This is a genomic window from Marinobacter sp. H13 (genome assembly GCF_059072335.1).
Genome location: NZ_JCACRU010000001.1, coordinates 2,796,969 through 2,816,671 on the forward strand (window position 1 = coordinate 2,796,969; position 19,703 = coordinate 2,816,671).

Below are 19,703 nucleotides of genomic sequence, written 5' to 3' on the forward strand. Positions count from 1 at the left end.
CCTCCGCGGCCTGGCGGCAAGCCGCGAAAGCTGAGGGCAGGTTCAGTGTTTGCAAGTATGAGCGTTTTCGGTGCGTGCAAGGGCGTCCATGCCCTGTTTTGGGGAGCGTCAGTGTGCCTCATCCCAGTTGTCGCCGACGCCGGCTTCCACCAGCAGGGGAACGTCCAACTCGGCCGCTGCCGACATACGCTTCTCAAGTCCTGATCGGATCTTGTCGAGTGCCGATTCTTTGACCTCAAGAATCAGTTCATCGTGCACCTGCATGGTCATGCGAGCTTCATCGGCGTGCTCTTTGAGCAGCCAGTTCTCTACATCCACCATGGCCCGCTTGATGATATCCGCGGCAGTACCCTGCATCGGGGCGTTGATAGCGGTTCGCTCCGCAGCCTGCTGCAGCTGTTTGTTGCGGGCGTTTATCTCTGGCAGGTACAGGCGCCGGCCGAAGAGCGTCTCCACGAAACCGTCGTCATGGGCCTGTTTGCGGATGTTGTCCATGTATTTAAGAACGCCGGGATAGCGTTCGAAATAACGATCGATGTATTCCTGGGCGAGTTTGCGCTCAACGTCCAGTTGCCGCGAAAGGCCAAAAGCGGACATGCCGTAGATCAGGCCGAAGTTGATGGCCTTGGCGCTCCGACGCTGGTCTGAGGACACATCGTCAAGGCTGACCCCGAATACTTCCGATGCCGTTGCCTTGTGAATGTCTTCGCCCTTCTCAAACGCTTTGAGCAGTCCTTTGTCTCCCGAGAGATGGGCCATGATCCGAAGCTCGATCTGAGAGTAGTCGGCAGCGACGAGCTTGTATCCCTCGGGTGCAATAAAGGCCTGCCGTATACGGCGTCCCTGTTCGCTCCTGATGGGGATATTCTGCAGGTTGGGTTCCGACGAGGACAGTCGACCAGTAGCAGTGACAGCCTGATGGTAGGACGTGTGTACCCGGCCGGTACGATGGTGAATCAGCTCCGGCAGCGTGTCGGTGTAGGTCGACTTCAGCTTGCTCAGGCTTCGGTGCTCAAGAATCAGACGCGGCAGTTCGTGTTCGTGGGCGAGTTCCTGAAGCACCGGCTCCGCTGTTGACGGCGCGCCCTTTGGGGTTTTCTTGATGACCGGCAGCCCCATCTTGTCGTAGAAGATCGCCTGCAGCTGCTTGGTGGAGCCCAGGTTGAAGGTTTCCCCGGCCACTTCATGGGCCTCTTTTTCCAGCTCCGCCATGCGCTCCGCCAGTTCCTGGCTGTGCTGGCGCAGAGTGCTCGCGCTGATGAGGGTGCCACGTTGCTCCATTCGCGACAGTACCGGCACCAGGGGTAAATCGATATCTTCGTACACAGCGGCCAGTTTTCCGGTTTCTTTCAGCTTCGGTCGCAGGGTCTGGTGCAGGCGCAGGGTAATGTCCGCATCTTCGGCGGCGTAGGGCGCCGCTTTTTCAAGGTCAATCTGGTTGAAAGTGAGCTGTTTCGCGCCTTTCCCCGCAATGGACTCAAAGCTGGTGGTCTTCTCGCCGAGGTAGTACATGGCGAGGCTGTCCATATCGTGCCGCGTGGCCACAGAGTTCAGGACGTAGGATTCCAGCATGGTGTCTTCGGCAATGCCCTCCAGGGTAATGCCGTGGTTGGCCAGTACGTTTTTGTCGTACTTCAGATTCTGGCCGACCTTTGCCACGTCGGGGTTCTCCAGCAGTGGTTTAAGCTGGTCCAGCACCTGATCACGGTCCAGCTGCTCGGGCGCGCCCATATAGTCGTGCCCCAGCGGGACATAGGCGGCTTCACCCGGCTTTACGGCAAAGGAGACACCGACGATTTCGGCGTCCATGTAGCGAAGGCTGGTGGTCTCTGTGTCGAATGCAAACAGCTCCGCCGCCCGAAGGCGCTCCAGCCACTGATCCAGTTCTTTCTGGTCGGTGATGATGCTGTAGTCTTTTCCGCCGGTTTCCGGTTTGGGGTTTTCATCGCCGGCTCTGGCATTGCTGGAAGAGGAACTTTCGTCCTCTTCGAGTTCGGCGATCCAGCTTCGGAATTCATACTCCCTGAACAGCTCAAGCAATTGCTGGTCGTCCTGCTCCCGGAGTTTCAGGTCTTCCAGGCCAAAATCGAGTTCCACGTCGGTGCGGATGGTCGCCAGTTCACGGCTCAGGGGCAGGGTCTCCGTTGCGTCCCGCAGGTATTCACCGATCTTGCCTTTGATCTCGTCGGCGTGTTCGATGACGTTGTCCAGGTTGTCGTAGCTCTGAAGCCATTTGACCGCGGTTTTCGGTCCGCACTTGTTGACGCCGGGGATGTTGTCCACCTTATCGCCCACCAGGGCCAGGTAATCGACAATCTGCTCCGGAGTAACGCCGAATTTCTCCACCACGCCGTCCCGGTCCATCCGGGTCTCGGTCATGGTGTTAATCAGCGTAACGTGATCGCTGACCAGCTGCGCCATGTCCTTGTCGCCGGTGGAGACCACCACATCGATGCCTTTGCTGGTCGCTTCGTTGGCGAGGGTGCCGATCACGTCGTCAGCCTCAACGCCTGTCACCGTTAGCAGCGGCAGTCCCATGGCCTTTACGATCTCGTGAATCGGCTCGATCTGGCAGGCGAGATCCTCCGGCATGGGAGGTCGGTTTGCCTTGTACTCTTCATAGAGATCGTGCCGGAAGGTTTTGCCCTTGGCGTCGAACACCACCACCATCTTGGACCCGGGAAAATCCTGCTCCAGGCGCCGGAGCATGCTGATCACGCCTTTAATGGCTCCGGTCGGATGATCCTTGCTTGTGGTGAGTGGTGGAAGTGCATGATAAGCACGGAAAAGATAGGACGATCCGTCCACAAGAACCACAGGTGGTGTGTTTTTGCTGGTCATGTCAAAACAGGTCCGGAATCTGATTGAAGCGTGGGTTGGCTTATGCAACTCTGTACTGAAATCGATGGACGAAAGGGTATCACGAAAATGAAACGAATCGCCTGCCCGGCTTTGTTGCTCGCCTGTCTGCCTTTGGCTGCCCTGGCCCAGGAAGAAGGCGCTCTGGATGAGACGCCGGTGACAACTCCCGACGAGCCAGTGGTGATCTCGGATTACCAGCCTGCAAGCCAGGGCCCCGAGATTGTTATTCGCCCGGGTGAGCAGGAAGTGTTCTATGAATACCGGGTCAACGGACAGCTGATGGAAATCAAGGTTGTACCGGAAGTCGGACCGGAGTATTACCTGGTGCCGGCGGATGGCGGCGGTTGGATCCGGGAAACCGAGTCCGACATGTTGGTGCCTAGCTGGGTGATTTTCCGCTGGTAAACCTCAGTCAGATCAGATCGACGTTGACCGGCGTTGAGCGCCGGCTCTCCAACCCCTGAATATCCACGGTGGTGATGGCGAACTCGTAAGCGCCTGGCGCCATCTCCGCCAGAGAGAGTCTTGTGGTTGCAGGACTCTCAATGCGGATAACCCTGAAGTTGTCCTGGTGTCTGAACCGGTAGTAGACCCTGAATTCCGCAATCTCTCCAAGTGCCAGTGACGAGCCGTCCTCACGGGTCAGTGGAGCTGTCCATGTCAATTCCTTCGGCTCAGTGGCTGTATATCCGGTTTCCCGAGTCTGCCCAAGTGTGGTCATGAGCCCGTCGGTCGCCTTGTTCAGCCGCGAATCTGCGATTTCACTGGCCCTGTCAGAGCTGGTGCTGACGGCGCGGGAATCTTCCTGGCAGGCAGTAAGGAGGAAAGAGGCGGCAATCACTGGTAAAAGAAATAGGGAGAAATGCGGTTGTCGGGTTTTGCTGGTGGTCATGGTTACTCGCATACGGGCCTGATCGAGGCCTTTGTTGATTAAGCGTATGGAGCCTGAATAAAGCGGGGAGACGGGCTTCTGAGACAGCTCGGCATTATGCCAGCCGGGTTTTCAGGATCAAGTGAATAATCCGTAAAAGCCTTATTCGACCACTTCCTGCTTTTAGTATGAACATTCTAATTTTAGAGCGTAGCTTAGGTGGTGAGATTGAAGTAAGGCCCTCGTTGCACTGGTTTCGACAGGGCCTTGAAACTTTCAGTAAACCAAGGGGATTTATCATGGGTAAACTCAAGTCTTATCAGGAACAGCTCCAGGAAATCGTGGACAAGGGTATCAATGCTGCTGAAGAGCAGCAGAAGAAGCTGGCTTCCAAGCCGTTCGATTACGCCGAGAAGCTCGAGTCTGAAGCGCGCGAGTACAGCGTGAAGACCCTGCGCAAGCGTTACAACGGCTACAGTGACAGCCTGTTCGATCAGCTTCGCAACCTGAACAGCCGTTTTGGCAGCTTTGCTGGTGACCTGGTCGCCAAGCTGGAAAAAGAAGCAGCCGAAGGCGCTGATGCAGTTGCAGAAGCCGCGGAAGACGTGTCTGACGCAGCGCAGGATGCCAAGAAGTCTGTTGAGCCGAAGAAGCCGGCTGCACGCAAGACGACTGCGCGCAAGACCACTTCTACTGCCAAGAAGAGTACTGCTTCCGCCTGAGCCGCGGATAGTGAATTACCGATAGGTGAGTGAAACCAAAAGGCCGCCGGGTAAAACCGGTGGCCTTTTTAGTCTGCTGGGCATTTCCAGTAAAAGGATCAGTTTTCGGTTTCGGTATGGTCAAGCGGTAAGGTCCGTGGCTCGCCGGTAACCTCTTCCAGGCGCTCTATGTCGGCCTCGAAGGCCTTGCGCAGTTCTTCGATTTCCTGGGTTTGTGAGGTGATTTCCCGCTCAATGTCGCGAATCTGGGCCTCCAGCCGCCGGATCTTGTCCAGCGTGCCCTCGGGAATCTCGCGACCGGCCCGCTCCATGTTGGCGGCCCGGCTCTGTTCGTTATCCAACTGGCTCGATATCACCGATATATTGCCGCGCTTGAGCTGGATAAGACCCTCGAGCTCGCGGATTTTCCGGTGCATGGCTTTCACGGCCTGATCCGGATGGCTGAAGCGTTTCAGCAGCGCGCGGTCTTGCTCGCGCTGCTCTGCGAGTTCCTTCTGGCGCTGTTTTTCCGCTTCCCGGGCAGCAATTTCTTCTTCGGTTGGTGCCGGCGGAATGGTTTCGATCACGCGGCCATTGTTGCTCAGGATGTCATAGCCCCGCTTGGTGGCTTCCTGGGGGATGGTGCTGCTGATTACGATCTGGCCGTTCTCATCCGTGTAACGGTACATATTGGCAGCCGCCTGGGCAGAAAACCCCAGGGCAAGCGCCAGCGCCGTTGTTTTAACAGACAGTGCGGTCAGACGATTGGCCATCAATCAGACTCCGTAACGATCCCGATAACTGGCTACCTTTTCGGCATGCCCGGCAAACTCCGGGTTGGCTTTAAGATAGTCCAAAACCTGCTCGAGACGAATAATGCTCACGACCGGAATACCGAATTCCTTTTCCACTTCCTGGATGGCAGACAGTTCGCCATTGCCTTTTTCCTGGCGATCCAGAGCAATCAGCACGCCTGCAGGTTCAGCCCCGGCGGCCCGGATGATATCGATGGATTCCCGGATCGCGGTACCGGCGGTGATCACATCATCGACAATCAGTACTTTGCCCTGCAACGGTGCGCCAACAATGTTGCCGCCCTCACCATGATCTTTCTTTTCCTTACGATTAAACGCAAAGGGTTTGCTGTTACCGTCTGTAGCCAGCGCCATTGCTGTGACCGTGGCCAACGGAATGCCCTTATAGGCAGGGCCGAAAATAATGTCATAATCCAGGCCACTGCGCGCGATCGCGGCGGCATAGGCCTTGCTTAACTGAAGCAGGTCGTCCCCGGTATTGAAAAGTCCAGCATTGAAGAAGTAGGGGCTGGTTCGGCCCGACTTGAGCGTGAACTCACCAAAGCGTAGTACATTCCGGCGGATGGCAAATTCGATAAATTTTTGCTGATAGTCGTGCATGACAAGGCTTCTGGCGGGTGTTGATCTTTAATTAGCTCGTAAAAACGGTATCATACACACAAACCGAATCAGGGAACACGTATGCGGGTAGTATCAATCAGCGTCAATGGCCTCGCCCAGGCTGTTGAAAAAGGTTTTTTCGACTGGCTGGCGGAGCAGGACGCTGACGTGGTCTGCGTTCAGGACCATCGCATGCGGGCCTACGAGATTGAGGACTATAACCTGATTCCGGAAGGTTACGAGGCCTACTTTATTGATGGCGAAAAGAATGAAGATGGCGGTGTCGGCATATACACCCGTCATTTCCCGAAGGCCATCATGTATGGATTTGCCAACGAACAGGCCGATCGGGAAGGCCGGTTCATTCAGGCCGATTTTGACAAGGTCTCGGTTGCCTGCGTCCTGGCGCCCTGTGCGCTGGGTCGTGAGGACGAGCTGATTGGCGAGGACGACCTGACGGTTCTCGACCACAAGGACGAATTCATGGAGTCCTTCGGTCTGCACATGCAAAAGACCCTTCGTAAGCGCCGTCAGTTCATCTTCTGCGCCAACCTGCAGACTGCCCATCACGTAACCGACGCCAGCCCGCTGTACCACAAACTGGATTTCTCCGGTTTCCTGCCCCACGAGCGTGCCTGGTTGGATCGTCTGTTCGATGAGATGGGCTGCGTTGACGGCTTCCGGGAGATCAACAAGCAGAGCAATCAGTTCACCTGGTGGCCCGAGCAGGCCGAGGGTTCCCGCAAGAATGCCGGCATCCGGGTGGATTACCAGCTGCTGACACCAGGAATCCGCAAGACCATCGAAGATGGCTGGATTGACGACTCAACCCGCTTCTCTGATCACGCCCCGGTGATCATGGATTACGACATCGAAATCGGCTTCTAAGCTCTGAGGAAGGCGCCTGCGCGGCAACGCTTCCCCAGACACGCTACAAGCACTTCCCTGTGCGCTTGAATCGGGCCATCCATGGCCCTCAACAGTCTGGGAAAGGTTTCCCCCTCCGGACACGCGGGCAACAAACTTAATCTGCCAGCGCCGCCTTCTGAATCTCAAACAACTGCTCAATACCCTGTTTGGCCAGAGTCAGCATGCTGTCCAGTTCTGACTGGTCGAACGGTGCACCTTCCGCAGTCCCCTGAATCTCAATGAAACCGCCCCGGTCCGTCATGATGACGTTCATGTCGGTTTCGGCCTCGGAGTCTTCCGGGTAGTCCAGATCCACCACCGGGGTGCCTTTGTAAACACCGACTGAAAGCGCGGCGACCATCTGCTTGAGCGGAGATTTCTTGAGGCGCTTGTCAGCAACCAGGTGGTTCAGGGCATCAACCAGTGCCACGCAGCCGCCGGTGATGGCTGCGGTGCGGGTGCCGCCATCGGCCTGGATGACATCGCAGTCAATGGTGATGGAGTGTTCACCGAGAGCGGTCAGATCCACCGCTGCACGCAGGGAGCGGCCAATCAGGCGCTGGATTTCGACGGTCCGGCCACCCTGCTTGCCGCGGGCAGCTTCACGGCCCATTCGGCTGCCGGTAGAGCGGGGCAGCATGCCGTATTCGGCGGTGATCCAGCCCTTGCCTTCACCCCTCAGAAACGGAGGGACCTTGTTTTCGACGGAGGCAGTGCAGATGACTTTTGTGTCCCCGAATTCCACCAGCACAGAGCCTTCGGCGTGACGGGTGTAGTTGCGGGTGATTCGAACATCTCTGGGTTGTTCGGGCGTTCTGCCGCTTGGACGCATAGTTTTTCCTGAAGTCAGTTTTGAATGTCCGGGAGCGAGTCCCGGGCGAACGTTTGTCGAAAAGGCCGGTCAGTATATCACGTTGGGGTTGGCCTTTTGTCCGGTTCGCCGTTGCTGTTAAGAGCCTGTTAAACTTCATCAATACAACACTATCGAAGCGGAGCTGACATGATCCGAAGTATGACTGCATTTGCCCGCAAGGACGTCCAGGGAGACTGGGGAACGTTGACCTGTGAAATCCGGACCGTGAATCACCGGTATCTCGAACCCTCCTTCCGCCTGCCGGAAGCGTTCCGTGAGCTGGAGAACCGGTTCCGGGAGGAACTGAGAAAGCAGTTGAAGCGGGGCAAGGTGGATGTCTCCATGCGCTTGCAGTCGGCAGAGAAAGGCTCGCAAAGTTTCGAGATCAGCGAAGACATGGCCCAGGCGGTGAATGAGGCGGCCAACCACATCAACCGGATTCTGGATAATCCGGCCCACATCAATGCCCTGGACATACTCAGGTGGCCGGGCGTGCTGTCAGTGCCGGAACAGGATTATAGCCCTGCAAAAGAGGCTGCCGTCGGACTGTTCGAGCAAACCGTGGCCGAACTTGCATCGGTGCGCGAGCGGGAGGGGGAGCGCCTGCGGCCACTGTTCGAAGATCGCCTGAAAACCATGGGTGATCTCGTTGCCGACGTCCGTAGGCGTATGCCGGAATTGCTCGAGGCGCAGGAGAAAGCGCTGCGAGATCGGTTCGAAAAAGCCAAAGTGGAACTGGATGCCGAGCGGGTTGCCCAGGAGATGGTGATGCTGGCTCAGAAAAGCGATGTGGCCGAGGAGCTGGACCGGCTGGATGCCCATATCGGTGAGGTGTCCGATACTCTGAAAAGCGAAGATGCCATTGGCCGGCGGCTGGATTTTCTCATGCAGGAGCTCAATCGAGAGGCCAACACCCTGAGCAGCAAGAGCATTGATGCCGGCGTTACCCGTACTGCAGTGGATCTCAAGGTTCTGATCGAACAGATGCGAGAGCAGGTGCAGAATCTGGAATAAGCCGGATCTCTACGCCGGTGGTCAATTCAGTGTGAGGTCGCTCAGTTCCGCCGACAGTTCGAACGTCATCTTGCGCTTGTTCAGGGGGCAGTCGAATTCCAGGTAAAAGGCGAGGAGCTGCAAGGGTACGCCGGCCGGTCGCCCGTAAAGGCGATCACCGATGATCGGATGGCCGAGGCCCGCCAGATGCCGGCGAATCTGGTGTTTTCGTCCGGTTTCGATACTGATTTCCAACAGTGAAGTTTCCCCGGTTTCGTCCAGCTCGAGCGTTGAGACACGGCTGACGGCCGCCTTGCCCTCGACGGGCGCATCAACGAGCTGCTCCCGAGCGTCGATGAGGCCGGCCACTCGCGCCTTGTAGTGTTTGGTCATGGTCCGCCCCGAAAAACACTGGGAAAGGGCGCCGGCCGCTTTCGAGTCATGGGCGATCAGCATCAGCCCGGCAGCGTCGGCGTCGAGCCTGTGGATCAGATGGCATGGTTGCTCAAGCTGGATTTCGGCCAGGCGAAGCAAACTGCAGTGGTCGCCCCACTGGGAGCCCTGGGCCAGTAGCCCATGAGGTTTGAACCAGACGGTGTAGCGCCCCGCATTCTCCAGGAGAATCGGCTTTTCCGGTTTCCTCTCAAGCACCTTCTCGTCGTAGTAAAGCTGTAGTCGGATACCCGGTTTCAGCTCCTTTGTGGCACGGCGTAGCCGAAGGCGTTTGCCTTTGTGAGTCCACCAGCAGGCGCCTTTGGTCATGGCGTCCTTGATTTTCTGACGCGAAAGCCCGGGGGCCGCCTCGCTCAGGGCGTCGATGGCTTTGCCTGGCTGCTTCACGGTGATGTCGATGGTGGTTCGCATGGGTTCTTGCAGTCGCTGAACAGTGGATAGGCAAATGGTATCAGCTGACGCCCTTGTGGGGTGCGGTGTTTTGCCAAAGTCCGTATAATTCCGTGCTTTACTGGCCGGAATACGCGGCCGCCGTGTCCAGGTTTGGAGTTCTCGGGTTATGAGTCAGGCAGTTGAGCAGGGTACTCTGTACGTTATCTCCGCGCCATCCGGTGCCGGCAAGACCAGCCTTGTGGCGGAAATGCTCCGCAATGACGAGAAGCTCGGTGTTTCCGTCTCGCACACGACCCGCTCGATGCGGGAGGGCGAACAGAACGGGGTGAACTATCACTTTGTCAGCCGGACCGTGTTCGAGGCGATGATTGGCGAGGGCGACTTTCTGGAGCACGCCGATGTCTTCGGCAATTACTACGGCACTTCCCAGGCATGGGTTCGGGAAACTCTGGCAACAGGCCAGGATGTGATCCTGGAGATCGACTGGCAGGGTGCCGCTCAGGTGCGACGGCTTATTCCCGAGTGTGTCAGTATTTTCATCGTGCCACCCTCTCCGGAAGTGCTGCGCGACCGACTGGTCGGGCGTGGCACCGATGCGCCGGAGATAGTGGAGCGGCGCCTGGCCGAGGCTGAGGAAGAGTGCCGTCACGCAGTGGAGTTCGACTTTCTGGTGGTCAATGACGACTTCGAAGCGGCCCTCGGAGATCTGCTCGCGATTGTCCGGGCCCAGCGCCTTCGCATGGAAGTGCAGCAGCCAAGGCATCGAGCGTTGCTGGCGGGATTGTCCGGCCCGGCGTGATACGGGGTTTTCCTGTATACAAATTGAACCGGCCACAGTAAACTGTGCGGTCTGCTGAAACAGTCATTTTATGAGTCGGGGAAGTTATGGCACGAGTTACCGTTGAAGATTGTCTGGAAAACGTTGATAACCGCTTCCAGCTGGTAATGCTGGCAACCAAGCGTGCCCGTCAGCTCGCTACCAAGGGTGCCGAGCCGATGGTGGCTGAAGAAAATGATAAGCCCACGGTTATCGCTCTGCGCGAGATTGCCGAAGGCAAGATTACTCGTGATCTCCTCAAGGAAGAAGACGACGAGTGACCCAGCTGCGGAGCCAGGTATATAAGTATCTGTCCGCAAGCGAGAAGCATTGAAATCTGTCCCCGCGGTTTTATAGTGTAGCTATAGAACGTTGCTGGAAGGACTCTGGAAGGACCCGGATGCGTGCATTCGGGTTTTTTTGTCCCTGAATTTCATGAAGTCGTGGAGGCGCGGTGTCGGCAGAGGCTACGGTTGAAGGACTGGCTCGAGAGCTAAGTTCCTATCTGGATACCACTCGCATCAATCAGGTGCGACGCGCCTATTATTATGCCGAGCAGGCCCATGAGGGCCAGATGCGTAAGAGCGGCGACCGGTACATTACTCACCCCCTGGCTGTCGCCCATATTCTCGCCGATCTCCGTCTGGATCATCAGAGCCTGATGGCGGCGATGCTTCACGATGTGATCGAAGACACCGGCATTCCCAAGGATGCCCTGGCGGAGCAGTTCGGCGACGATGTTGCGGAACTGGTGGATGGCGTCAGCAAGCTTACCCAGATCGAATTCCGGTCCCGGGCGGAAGCCCAGGCTGAAAACTTCCAGAAGATGACTCTGGCCATGGCCAGAGATATTCGGGTCATTCTGGTGAAGCTGGCGGACCGCCTTCACAATATGCGCACCCTGGGCCCCATGCCCTATGAGAAGCGCCAGCGCATTGCCACCGAGACCCTCGATATCTACGCCCCCATCGCGAACCGCCTGGGTATGCACTCGATCTGCACCGAGCTCGAGGATCTGGGGTTTACCTCGCTGTATCCGATGCGTTCGAGATACATTTCAAAAGCGGTGGACAAGCTCAGGGGCAGCCACCGCGAAATCATCGAGGATATTCGTGGCAAATTGCAGGAGAAGCTTGAAGAGCGCGGCCTGCCGGGGCGGATTCTGGGCCGGGAAAAGCACTTGAACAGCATCTACAACAAGATGAAGTTCAAGCAGAAATCCTTCCATGAAATCATGGACGTTTACGCGTTCCGGATCATCACCGATACCGAAGACGACTGCTACCGGATCCTTGGTGCCGTACACAGCCTCTACAAACCCCTCCCGGGCCGCTTCAAGGACTACATAGCCATGCCCAAGGCCAATGGCTACCAGTCCATCCACACCACTCTGTTCGGGATGCACGTGAACATCGAGATCCAGATCCGTACCGAGGAGATGGAGCATATCGCCAATAACGGGATTGCGGCGCACTGGATGTATAAGAATGAACCCAGCAGCGTGACCAGCGCCAACCAGGCCCGGGTCGACCGCTGGGTGAAGGGGCTGATGGAAATGCGGGAACGGGCCGATGACTCTATGGAGTTTATCGAGCATGTAAAGGTAGACCTGTTCCCGGACGAGATATACGTTTTCACCCCGAAAGGCCGCATCATGGAGTTGCCAAGCGGGGCAACGCCAGTAGACTTTGCCTATGCCATCCACACGGACATCGGCAACGCCACCGTAGCCTGTCGAATCAACCGCAACCTGGGTTCCCTCAGCCAGCCTCTGCAGAGTGGCCAGACCGTGGAAATCATCACTGCGCCCGGCGCCCGCCCCAACCCGGCCTGGCTCAGTTTCGTGGTGACCGGCAAGGCCCGGAGCAGTATCCGGCACGTGCTCAAGAGCCAGAAGCGCGCGGAATCGCTGGAGCTCGGTCGCACCCTGCTGAAGAAATCCCTGAAAGGGTTTGGTGCGAAACTTTCCGAGATCAGCGACGCCCAGAAGCAAGCCGTGGTGAACCACAATCAGGTGAACAGTTTTGATGATCTGATCAGTGACATCGGGCTCGGCAACCGGATGGCCTATCTGGTGGCTCGTCAGCTCGCGAGCGGCTCAGAGGTTGCCGAAGCCATTGAGGCTCCCAGGGATATCGAGGGTGGCAATCATAGCCCGGTGACCATTCGTGGCACGGAAGGCCTTCTGGTCCGGTTCGCCAGCTGTTGCAAACCGATTCCGGGAGACCCGGTGGTTGGGGTGATGGATTCCGGCAAAGGTATGGTGATTCATTCCGATACCTGCTCCCGGTTGCCCGAGGACGATGAGGGGCGGGCTCGCCTCACGCATCTTAAATGGGCCAAGGACATTACCGACGAATTTTCCGTGGAGCTCCGGGTAGAGCTGGAGCGCCAGCGCGGTGTGATTGCCGAGATGGCCAATGCGGTTGCCATGGCGGACGGCAACATCGAGCGCATTAACGTGGAAGAGCAGAACGCCCGCTTTGGCGTTGTCAGTCTAGTGGTACACGTTAATGGTCGCCGGCACCTGGCCCGGGTGATGCGCCGGATCCGCAACATTCGTGCGATTACCCACATCAGCCGTGTGCGGCACTGACCCCGACCAAAGCCCGGTTGACAGGCGCGCCACGCAAGGGCGAGGATTGGCGTTTTGGAAGAGAGGAAACCAAGGGTCATGACCAACAAATCCGTAATTCAGACCGAGAATGCGCCCCAGGCGATCGGCACATACTCCCAGGCGGTAAAGGCAGGGGATACCGTGTACCTGTCTGGCCAGATTCCGCTGGTGCCGGAAACCATGGAAGTGGTCGCCGGCGATTTCTCTGCCAAGACCCGGCAGGTATTCGATAACCTCAAGGCCGTTTGCGAGGCCGCCGGTGGCGAGCTGAAGGACATTGTGAAACTGAACATCTACATGACAGACCTGGCCAATTTCGCCACGGTCAACGAGATCATGGCCACCTATTTCCAGGAACCGTATCCGGCCCGAGCGGCGGTAGGTGTCGCGGCGCTGCCCAAGGGAGTGCCCATTGAAATGGAAGCGGTGATGGTGCTCAGCTAAGACCTGAAAACACCTGAATTGAGAAAAGGCGGCCTTGGCCGCCTTTTTTAATGCCGAAGGCTCACCCCTGATCAATCATGTCGCGGTAGCCGGCACGGAAATCCGGGTAGCGGAACTGGAAGCCGGTGTCCAGCAGTCGCTTGTTGCTGCAGCGTTTGCTCCCGGCCCGGCCACCTTTCCGGGCATCAGGCTGCGGATCGGCGCAGGGCGTTTGCTGCCGCACCCAATCTACTACCTCATCAAGTCTTACCGGCTCGCAATCGCTGGCAAGGTAGCAGGTCTCCAGTGACGCTCCCGAAAGTGCCAGCTTCACAAGGTGGGCAGCGGCCTCCGCTGCATCCTCCTCATGAATCCGGTTACTGAACGGTGCTGGCTTCGCCGGATTCATGCGCCCCTCCTGGACCTCCTCGAGAAAACGCCGCCGTGAAGGCCCGTAAATGCCGCTGTATCGAATGATTGTCGCCGGATGGCCGCTTTCCAATGCGGTCTGTTCACCGGCCAGGACCTGCTCGCCGCTGAACCGGGCCGGTTCTGTGGGGCTGGATTCATCTACCCAGCTGTCGTCATCCTGTGAATAGACACTGCTGCTGCTCACAAAGAAAAGGTGCTTCAGAGACTGACTGCCGACGGCCGCCAACAAATTTTCCAGGCCAGTCACATAGGCATCGCGATAGCCCTGCTGGTCGTAGCTGGAGGGCGTCAGGCAATAGAGGATGATATCGAGATCAGCAGGAAGTTTGCGGGCCAGGGTCTCAGGCCTGGTCAGATCGGCGCCAATGCCGTGAACGCCCTCGGGAACAAGCCCGGGATTTCGCCGCAGGCCAAACACGGTGGCCGAGGTTGTCAGCCGGCTGGCAATGGCGCCACCGAGTTTGCCGCAACCGGCAACGAGAATTCGGGGCGTCTTACGACGTTCAGTGATTGCCATAGACAATTTCAATCCTTATGCTTTACCTCATAAATTCGTGAAACTTCGACCCGCATCTATCTGACCGGAGCTCACCATGACTCTCACCGAGTTACGATACGTCGTTACGCTGGCCCGCGAAAGGCATTTTGGCCGGGCTGCAGAGCGTTGCCATGTCAGCCAGCCAACGCTCAGTGTTGCTGTGAAAAAGCTGGAAGACGAGCTCGGTATCCCTCTATTCGAGCGAAGCAAAAGCAGCATCCGCGTGACCGAAACCGGTCTGCGCATCATCGAGCAGGCCCAGCGGGTGCTCGATCAGGTCGGCCTAATCAAAGACATGGCTCAGGATGGCAAGAACCAGCTCAATTCGCCTCTGAAGGTCGGTGCGATCTACACCATCGGTCCCTATCTGTTCCCGCACCTGCTCCCCGAATTGAGGCGGGCGGCCCCGGAAATGCCGCTCTATATCGAAGAGAACTATACCGCCAACCTGAGGCAGAAACTCCGGCAGTCTGAGCTGGATGCCATTATTATTGCCCTGCCGTTCGAGGAGCCGGAAGTGGTTACCCTGCCGCTCTATGACGAACCGTTCGTTGTGTTGCTGCCCGCGGGACATCCGCTGGCCAGCAAGGAGCAGTTGACTGCCGACGAGCTGGCCAAGGAGCAATTGCTATTGCTCGGGCCCGGACACTGTTTCCGGGATCAGGTTCTGGAATCCTGCCCCCCCCTGGTAGAAGCCGTAACCCACCGGGCAAACAACGGCTCACCGGCGCTGGTGACCGAAGGCAGTTCTCTGGAAACCATTCGCCATATGGTCGCTTCCGGCCTGGGCATCACAGTTTTACCACTCTCGGCGGCCACCGCCATGCAGTACCACGAGGACATTCTGGCCGTTCGACCGTTTGCGTCCCCGGTGCCGTTCCGCACGGTGGCGCTGGCCTGGCGAGTTACTTTCCCGCGGCCCAAGGCTATTGATGTGCTCTCCCTGGCTGCAAGCCAGTGCCGGGTGATTGAAAAGGCGAAAACGGATACACCCGTTGTGGCCGAAAGCGCCTGAGCCTGCCTATGACGTCACTGGATGACATACCGGTCACCCAGCTCAAGGGCGTAGGAAGTGCCCTGGCCGAGAAGCTCGCCAAGCTGGGCATTATCTCCCTGCAGGACCTGCTGTTTCACCTGCCTCACCGATACGAAGACAGAACCCGGGTAATACCCATGGGAAGTCTTCGCATCGGTGACGTGGCCGTGGTGGAAGGGGAGGTTATGAAAGCGGACCTGATCATGGGTCGCAGACGCAGTTTGCAAGTAACCCTCCGGGATAACAGCGGGTTTCTGGTGATGCGCTTTTTTCATTTCAACGCGGCCCAGAAAAACCAGTTGAGCGAGGGCGCCAGGGTTCGCTGCTTTGGCGAAGTCCGGCCCGGGCGCGCAGGTTATGAGTTCTACCACCCGGAGTACCAGACCAATCCGCCGCCCATGCCGGCGGAAGGTGATGCGACCCTGACCCCGGTTTACCCGCTGACAGAGGGCATCCAGCAGCCACGCGTTCGCTCGCTCTGCCAGCAGGCTCTGGGCTATCTTGACCGGTTCCCGATCCGTGACTGGTTGCCCGGAAACCTGCTGGCCGAGTATCAGCTGCCCGGAATCACCGAAGCTGTCCAGCTGGTGCATTCCCCGCCAGCCAGCGCGCCGGTCAAACTGCTTATGGAAGGGCGCCATCCGGCGCAACAGCGCCTGGTGATGGAAGAACTGCTGGCCCATCAGCTGAGCTTGCTCCAGGTGCGTGAACAGATTCAGGCCCGTGAAGCGCTCCCGCTCCTGCCCACGGGGGATTTGCCCGAGCGTTTCCTGGATTCCCTGCCCTTTGCACTCACCGGTGCGCAGCGCCATGTGCTGGCCGATATCCGTCAGGACCTGAGCCAGCCACTGCCGATGCTCCGGCTTGTTCAGGGCGATGTTGGCTCGGGCAAGACCGTTGTCGCGGCATTGGCGGCGTTGCAGGCTATTGGCGCCGGTGCACAAGTAGCCCTGATGGCGCCCACCGAAATCCTTGCCGAACAGCATTTTCAGAATTTCCGGGCATGGCTAGAGCCTCTGGGCATCCGTCTCGCGTGGCTATCCGGGAAGGTAAAAGGAAAGACCCGGACGGAAACGCTGGAAGCGGTCCAGTCAGGGGATGCCGCCGTGGTGATCGGCACCCATGCCCTGTTTCAGGACGACGTCAGGTTCCATCGTCTTGCCCTGGTCATCGTCGATGAACAGCATCGTTTCGGCGTACACCAGAGGCTGGCCTTGCGGGAAAAGGGTGTCGGTGGCTCACTGGCACCTCACCAGTTGATCATGACCGCAACACCCATTCCCCGTACGCTTGCCATGAGCGCCTATGCCGATCTCGATACCTCGGTGATTGATGAACTGCCTCCAGGACGGAAGCCGATCGAAACCATCGTGATTCCCGACAGCCGCAGGGAAGATGTGATTGAACGGGTTCGGGGCGCCTGCAGGGAAGGTCGACAGGCCTATTGGGTGTGCACTCTGATCGAGGAGTCCGAGGCTCTGCAGTGTCAAGCCGCGGAGGTGACTGCCCAGGAGCTTGCCGAGCGATTGCCGGACCTGAAAGTGGGGCTGGTGCATGGCCGGCTAAAGGCTCAGGAAAAGGCGGCGGTGATGGAGCAGTTCAAAGTTGGCGAGCTGGACCTGCTGGTCGCGACCACGGTGATTGAGGTTGGGGTGGACGTCCCCAACGCGTCGCTGATCATCATTGAAAACCCGGAACGCCTGGGGCTGGCCCAGTTGCATCAACTCCGTGGTCGTGTTGGCCGGGGCGAGCAGGCAAGTTTCTGTGTCCTGATGTACCACCCGCCTTTGTCCGCCAATGGCAAGGCCCGGCTGCAGGCGCTCAGGGACAGCCAGGATGGCTTCTTTATTGCCGAGAAAGACCTGGAGATTCGGGGGCCGGGCGAAGTATTGGGTACCCGGCAGACCGGTATGATGCAGTTTCGTCTGGCGGACTTCGAACGCGACAAGGGCTGGATTGAGCCAGTTCGGAAAATGGCGCCGGGATTGATGGTTCATCCGGAGACTGTCCGCGCTCTGGTGCGACGATGGCTCGGTGAGAGAACGCGTTACGGCGATGTGTAAAGGCGTCCGTTTATTCACTGAAAGCGTATGAAAACGCTCTGGAAATAGAGTTCAGTCAACGTCAGAGTCATTTCTTTGCCCTATACTGGGTTTAGTATGATTTTCGGGTTCGGGTTATCCGGCGGGAAACAGCAATATTCGGGAGAAATTTATGGAATTACCTGTCGCAGTTCAGCAGGCTCTGGGTGAGACCGCAGCGGGTGTATCCTTGAGGGATGTCAGCACCGCCAGCCGAAAAGAACTGTTACGCATGGTCTTGCTGACTGATGAGCAAGGTAACCTTCAGGTGATTTGTCGCAAGGACGATCTGATTGATTTAGAACAGATGAACAAGGAACTCGGGCGTGATCTGCGTCTGATGAAGCGCCGCGAGCAAGTGCGGGTGAGAGAGCGGGCTGGCCTTAAAGCGCTTCCAGCACTGCCTTCATTGACCGGCTGGCCGACGCTTGTTGATGAGCGTGTGGATCAACTTTCTGCGGTTGCGTTGGAGCTTGGCGAACAGAATCTCGCGATGGTCATGCCTGCAGAGGACTTTCAGGCTCTGACAGCCAACGCCGATCGACACTCTCTTGCAGTCGCCCTGGAATCCATTTCGGTTAATTATGATGACCACGACAGAGATCGGGATCAATTCCATTCGGCCATCAAAAAATTCACCGGTTTAAGAATACAGCAGAGACTTGAAGATACGCTTGAGTTACCACCACTGCCTGAAACCGCGCAGAGAATCATCCATTTACGAGTAAATCCCAATGCTGTGATGGGGGACCTCGTTGATATCGTCGAGAGCGATCCAAGCTTGGCAGCGCAGGTGGTCAGTTGGGCGTCGTCTTCGTTCTATGCCGCCGCCGGCCGGGTAAAATCAGTCCATGATGCGGTGTCCCGAGTTCTCGGATTCGACCTTGTCATGAACCTGGCCATGGGCCTTTCGTTGGGGCGGGCATTAAAGCAGCCTCAGGATCATCCCGAAGGTTATGTGGATTACTGGCAGCAGGCTATCTGGCAAGCCCAGTCCGCCGGTATTTTGGCCAGCATGATGCCCCGCGGAGAGCGTCCTGTCTTTGGTCTTGCCTATCTGGGAGGCCTTCTCCACAACTTTGGCCACCTGGTTCTGGCGCAAGTGTTTCCGCCACATTTCAAGCTGGTATGCCGTTCGCTGGAAGTGAATCCTGATATTGATTCCTCCGTTACTGAACACTATTTACTTGGCATTACCCGAGAGCAGATTGCAGCCCAGCTCATGGAAAACTGGGGCATGCCCGACGAGGTCACACTGGCAATCCGTTATCAAAAGAATCGCTTCTACAGTGGATCGAACAGCGTTTACGCCCGTTTGCTCTGGCTCGGCCGGCAGTTGCTAACGGCACGAGGTGTAGCTCTCGGCGCCGGTGAAGAGGTTGATCAGGCAGTCTTCGATGAGTTGGGTCTTGATCGAGGGCAGGTTGAGGAACAGTTCGATGAACTGGTTCACAATAAAGATAGCGTTATGGCAATGGCCGGTATGATGAGCCAGTAAGGTCTACATCCCCATATTTTGATTCAAAAAAAGCCGGCTCAGAGGCCGGCAAGCTCACCCGCTTTATTGCAGAGTCGTCCAAACTTATCAGGAGAAAACAACGTTAGGTGGCACCTGCCGCAGATGGTCGGTGCCCCCTTGCTTATAATTTAGACCCTGATGGAAAAAAGAAAAGTCAACAGTTGTAACCTGGAAGGAATGATCGTCGTGTCAGTTTTTCACCGCGTCAGAACCTTTTGATTTGATGAGCTAAATTATTCTTTTTGTCGACCGAATAGTTACAAAATGTTACAAAAATAAGGTCTGACCAGTTCCTGGATGCTTGTATAGCTGACTCTAACCTGAAAAGGAGTGGTGTCGGATAGCGGTTGCGGCCCGGCGAATCGCATCGGCATGCTTCTGTTCCACTTCGAAACGTTCCTTGTCCATCTTGTCCACGAACTTTGTCTCCGTTGCTTGCCGTGCCCGGTGCGTGGGCATGTGCTGCAACTGGTCATGCACTTCCTGGAATACACTGAAAGGTGATTGCTCCAGCAACTCCGGAGCAATGTGATCGAGCAGGCCCTTGAGTCTCAGGCAGGCTTCCGAGTATTCGATCTGATCCTCTTCAACCGCCATCGCAATAACATGAACACTGCGGATCATGTCTTGTCTGCGGTTGGTCTGGAACGCCTCGGCTTTGGCCTGCCGTTTGCGATTTTCCGAAAGCAACCCCATCTGACGCCGGATGAAGACCGCCAGCAGAACGATGGCGATGAGACCAGCAATAATCAGACTCCACTGCAGCCACTGGGGCATTTTCAGCTCCTTT

General features: G+C 57.3%; 19 protein-coding genes. 11 read left to right on the plus strand and 8 right to left on the minus strand.

What is annotated here, in order from left to right; genetic code table 11:
* Positions 1 to 108 precede the first annotated feature (108 nt).
* Complete coding sequence (polA, locus tag AC5JQH_RS12910; RefSeq protein ID WP_493791608.1) at positions 109 to 2,841, minus strand: DNA polymerase I; 2,733 nt, start codon at positions 2,839 to 2,841, stop codon at positions 109 to 111.
* Positions 2,842 to 2,928: 87 nt separating this feature from the next.
* Here polA and AC5JQH_RS12915 point away from each other — a divergent pair, with 87 nt between their 5' ends.
* Positions 2,929 to 3,267: a DUF2782 domain-containing protein gene (locus AC5JQH_RS12915; RefSeq protein ID WP_008174197.1), complete on the plus strand. Its 339-nt coding sequence runs from the start codon at positions 2,929 to 2,931 to the stop codon at positions 3,265 to 3,267.
* Positions 3,268 to 3,274: 7 nt separating this feature from the next.
* Here the strand turns inward: AC5JQH_RS12915 and AC5JQH_RS12920 are convergent, their stop codons facing one another.
* The gene (locus tag AC5JQH_RS12920) at positions 3,275 to 3,754 is read right to left on the minus strand and encodes a fibronectin type III domain-containing protein (RefSeq protein WP_493791609.1); all 480 of its coding nucleotides are present in this window, start codon (positions 3,752 to 3,754) and stop codon (positions 3,275 to 3,277) included.
* A 278-nt stretch (positions 3,755 to 4,032) separates the two neighbouring features.
* On the opposite strand from AC5JQH_RS12920, the gene AC5JQH_RS12925 reads away from it, so the two are divergent.
* On the plus strand, positions 4,033 to 4,455 hold the full coding sequence (locus tag AC5JQH_RS12925; RefSeq protein ID WP_008174202.1) for a hypothetical protein: 423 nt from the start codon (positions 4,033 to 4,035) through the stop codon (positions 4,453 to 4,455).
* Between the two features lie 98 nt (positions 4,456 to 4,553).
* On the opposite strand, the gene AC5JQH_RS12930 is transcribed toward AC5JQH_RS12925, so the two are convergent.
* Together AC5JQH_RS12930 and pyrE are read right to left on the minus strand one after the other, a co-directional pair.
* Positions 4,554 to 5,207: a DUF4124 domain-containing protein gene (locus AC5JQH_RS12930; protein WP_421867534.1), complete on the minus strand. Its 654-nt coding sequence runs from the start codon at positions 5,205 to 5,207 to the stop codon at positions 4,554 to 4,556.
* 3 nt (positions 5,208 to 5,210) lie between these two features.
* A complete protein-coding gene (pyrE, locus tag AC5JQH_RS12935; protein ID WP_008174208.1) occupies positions 5,211 to 5,849 on the minus strand; it encodes an orotate phosphoribosyltransferase in 639 nt (212 codons plus the stop codon).
* Between the two features lie 81 nt (positions 5,850 to 5,930).
* Here pyrE and AC5JQH_RS12940 point away from each other — a divergent pair, with 81 nt between their 5' ends.
* A complete protein-coding gene (locus AC5JQH_RS12940; RefSeq protein ID WP_008174210.1) occupies positions 5,931 to 6,737 on the plus strand; it encodes an exodeoxyribonuclease III in 807 nt (268 codons plus the stop codon).
* Between the two features lie 136 nt (positions 6,738 to 6,873).
* Here AC5JQH_RS12940 and rph read toward each other — a convergent pair whose 3' ends face one another.
* The gene (rph, locus tag AC5JQH_RS12945; RefSeq protein WP_092033172.1) at positions 6,874 to 7,590 is read right to left on the minus strand and encodes a ribonuclease PH; all 717 of its coding nucleotides are present in this window, start codon (positions 7,588 to 7,590) and stop codon (positions 6,874 to 6,876) included.
* A 168-nt stretch (positions 7,591 to 7,758) separates the two neighbouring features.
* Between rph and AC5JQH_RS12950 the strand changes: the two genes are divergently transcribed.
* Entirely contained in the window at positions 7,759 to 8,625 is an 867-nt protein-coding gene (locus tag AC5JQH_RS12950; RefSeq protein WP_053114218.1) for a YicC/YloC family endoribonuclease, read from the plus strand.
* 21 nt (positions 8,626 to 8,646) lie between these two features.
* On the opposite strand, the gene AC5JQH_RS12955 is transcribed toward AC5JQH_RS12950, so the two are convergent.
* Positions 8,647 to 9,468, minus strand: coding sequence for an RluA family pseudouridine synthase (locus AC5JQH_RS12955; protein WP_008169597.1), 822 nt, complete (start codon positions 9,466 to 9,468; stop codon positions 8,647 to 8,649).
* 148 nt (positions 9,469 to 9,616) lie between these two features.
* Here AC5JQH_RS12955 and gmk point away from each other — a divergent pair, with 148 nt between their 5' ends.
* From gmk to AC5JQH_RS12975, 4 genes are all read left to right on the plus strand, one after another.
* A complete protein-coding gene (gmk, locus tag AC5JQH_RS12960) occupies positions 9,617 to 10,249 on the plus strand; it encodes a guanylate kinase (protein WP_008169596.1) in 633 nt (210 codons plus the stop codon).
* An 86-nt stretch (positions 10,250 to 10,335) separates the two neighbouring features.
* On the plus strand, positions 10,336 to 10,548 hold the full coding sequence (gene rpoZ, locus AC5JQH_RS12965) for a DNA-directed RNA polymerase subunit omega (protein WP_008169593.1): 213 nt from the start codon (positions 10,336 to 10,338) through the stop codon (positions 10,546 to 10,548).
* 173 nt (positions 10,549 to 10,721) lie between these two features.
* A complete protein-coding gene (locus AC5JQH_RS12970) occupies positions 10,722 to 12,863 on the plus strand; it encodes a RelA/SpoT family protein (protein ID WP_053114221.1) in 2,142 nt (713 codons plus the stop codon).
* A gap of 78 nt (positions 12,864 to 12,941) precedes the next feature.
* Positions 12,942 to 13,328, plus strand: coding sequence for a RidA family protein (locus AC5JQH_RS12975; protein WP_008169589.1), 387 nt, complete (start codon positions 12,942 to 12,944; stop codon positions 13,326 to 13,328).
* 61 nt (positions 13,329 to 13,389) lie between these two features.
* On the opposite strand, the gene AC5JQH_RS12980 is transcribed toward AC5JQH_RS12975, so the two are convergent.
* Entirely contained in the window at positions 13,390 to 14,256 is an 867-nt protein-coding gene (locus AC5JQH_RS12980) for an NAD-dependent epimerase/dehydratase family protein (protein ID WP_273158042.1), read from the minus strand.
* A gap of 76 nt (positions 14,257 to 14,332) precedes the next feature.
* On the opposite strand from AC5JQH_RS12980, the gene AC5JQH_RS12985 reads away from it, so the two are divergent.
* From AC5JQH_RS12985 to AC5JQH_RS12995, 3 genes are all read left to right on the plus strand, one after another.
* Complete coding sequence (locus AC5JQH_RS12985; protein ID WP_008169585.1) at positions 14,333 to 15,292, plus strand: hydrogen peroxide-inducible genes activator; 960 nt, start codon at positions 14,333 to 14,335, stop codon at positions 15,290 to 15,292.
* An 8-nt stretch (positions 15,293 to 15,300) separates the two neighbouring features.
* The gene (gene recG / locus AC5JQH_RS12990) at positions 15,301 to 17,376 is read left to right on the plus strand and encodes an ATP-dependent DNA helicase RecG (RefSeq protein WP_493805668.1); all 2,076 of its coding nucleotides are present in this window, start codon (positions 15,301 to 15,303) and stop codon (positions 17,374 to 17,376) included.
* A gap of 151 nt (positions 17,377 to 17,527) precedes the next feature.
* Positions 17,528 to 18,892 carry an HDOD domain-containing protein gene (locus tag AC5JQH_RS12995; RefSeq protein ID WP_008169582.1) on the plus strand — a complete coding sequence of 455 codons (1,365 nt, stop codon included), beginning with the start codon at positions 17,528 to 17,530 and terminating at the stop codon, positions 18,890 to 18,892.
* Between the two features lie 336 nt (positions 18,893 to 19,228).
* Here the strand turns inward: AC5JQH_RS12995 and AC5JQH_RS13000 are convergent, their stop codons facing one another.
* Complete coding sequence (locus AC5JQH_RS13000) at positions 19,229 to 19,690, minus strand: DUF2489 domain-containing protein (RefSeq protein WP_053114227.1); 462 nt, start codon at positions 19,688 to 19,690, stop codon at positions 19,229 to 19,231.
* Positions 19,691 to 19,703: the final 13 nt, after the last annotated feature.

Bases quoted from the DNA above. Each gene is read 5' to 3' on its own strand.
- rpoZ (WP_008169593.1), top strand. From the start codon at position 10,336: ATGGCACGAGTTACCGTTGAAGATTGTCTGGAAAACGTTGATAACCGC.
- pyrE (WP_008174208.1), bottom strand. From the start codon at position 5,849: ATGCACGACTATCAGCAAAAATTTATCGAATTTGCCATCCGCCGGAAT.
- AC5JQH_RS13000 (WP_053114227.1), bottom strand. From the start codon at position 19,690: ATGCCCCAGTGGCTGCAGTGGAGTCTGATTATTGCTGGTCTCATCGCC.
- recG (WP_493805668.1), top strand. From the start codon at position 15,301: ATGACGTCACTGGATGACATACCGGTCACCCAGCTCAAGGGCGTAGGA.
- AC5JQH_RS12940 (WP_008174210.1), top strand. From the start codon at position 5,931: ATGCGGGTAGTATCAATCAGCGTCAATGGCCTCGCCCAGGCTGTTGAA.
- AC5JQH_RS12930 (WP_421867534.1), bottom strand. From the start codon at position 5,207: ATGGCCAATCGTCTGACCGCACTGTCTGTTAAAACAACGGCGCTGGCG.
- gmk (WP_008169596.1), top strand. From the start codon at position 9,617: ATGAGTCAGGCAGTTGAGCAGGGTACTCTGTACGTTATCTCCGCGCCA.
- AC5JQH_RS12980 (WP_273158042.1), bottom strand. From the start codon at position 14,256: ATGGCAATCACTGAACGTCGTAAGACGCCCCGAATTCTCGTTGCCGGT.
- AC5JQH_RS12955 (WP_008169597.1), bottom strand. From the start codon at position 9,468: ATGCGAACCACCATCGACATCACCGTGAAGCAGCCAGGCAAAGCCATC.
- AC5JQH_RS12985 (WP_008169585.1), top strand. From the start codon at position 14,333: ATGACTCTCACCGAGTTACGATACGTCGTTACGCTGGCCCGCGAAAGG.
- AC5JQH_RS12975 (WP_008169589.1), top strand. From the start codon at position 12,942: ATGACCAACAAATCCGTAATTCAGACCGAGAATGCGCCCCAGGCGATC.
- AC5JQH_RS12925 (WP_008174202.1), top strand. From the start codon at position 4,033: ATGGGTAAACTCAAGTCTTATCAGGAACAGCTCCAGGAAATCGTGGAC.
- AC5JQH_RS12920 (WP_493791609.1), bottom strand. From the start codon at position 3,754: ATGACCACCAGCAAAACCCGACAACCGCATTTCTCCCTATTTCTTTTA.
- AC5JQH_RS12950 (WP_053114218.1), top strand. From the start codon at position 7,759: ATGATCCGAAGTATGACTGCATTTGCCCGCAAGGACGTCCAGGGAGAC.
- rph (WP_092033172.1), bottom strand. From the start codon at position 7,590: ATGCGTCCAAGCGGCAGAACGCCCGAACAACCCAGAGATGTTCGAATC.
- AC5JQH_RS12995 (WP_008169582.1), top strand. From the start codon at position 17,528: ATGGAATTACCTGTCGCAGTTCAGCAGGCTCTGGGTGAGACCGCAGCG.
- AC5JQH_RS12915 (WP_008174197.1), top strand. From the start codon at position 2,929: ATGAAACGAATCGCCTGCCCGGCTTTGTTGCTCGCCTGTCTGCCTTTG.
- polA (WP_493791608.1), bottom strand. From the start codon at position 2,841: ATGACCAGCAAAAACACACCACCTGTGGTTCTTGTGGACGGATCGTCC.